At 67.4% G+C, this 371-nt stretch carries 1 protein-coding gene and 1 pseudogene; one reads left to right on the forward strand and one right to left on the reverse strand.

Going from position 1 to position 371, the window contains the following annotated elements:
* Positions 1–83, forward strand: a pseudogene (locus tag KJQ96_RS41215) (ribonuclease activity regulator RraA); the annotation flags it as partial.
* A 62-nt stretch (positions 84–145) separates the two neighbouring features.
* On the opposite strand, the gene KJQ96_RS38835 reads toward KJQ96_RS41215, so the two are convergent.
* On the reverse strand, positions 146–371 hold a 226-nt coding region (locus tag KJQ96_RS38835), incomplete at its 5' end, for a prolyl oligopeptidase family serine peptidase (protein WP_213291203.1).

The following is a 371-nucleotide window of genomic DNA, read 5'->3' on the forward strand; positions in this document are numbered from 1 at the left end:
GCGGCATCTTCGGGCTTTATCCGGCCACCGATCCGCAGACGTTGACGGATTTCGCGGAGTGGCGGAAGAAGAACGGGCGGTGATCTCGTGCCCCGGACGCAGCGCAGCAGCGTTGCACGCTGCACCGCGTCCGGGACAAGAGTGTCTATACCTCGCCCTTTTCCGTCAGCCCCACCGCCCACAGAGCAAACGCATAGGCGATCGCGACTTCATCGAGCCGGTTGAAGCGGCCCGACGCGCCGCCGTGGCCGGCGCCCATGTTGGTGCGCAGTAGCACCGGCCCGCCACCGGTCATGGTCGCGCGCAACCGCGCGATCCATTTCGCCGGCTCCCAATAGGTAACGCGTGGGTCGGTCAGGCCGCCCATCGCG

The sequence above is a fragment of the Bradyrhizobium sp. sGM-13 genome, from assembly GCF_018398875.1.
Taxonomy (GTDB): domain Bacteria; phylum Pseudomonadota; class Alphaproteobacteria; order Rhizobiales; family Xanthobacteraceae; genus Bradyrhizobium.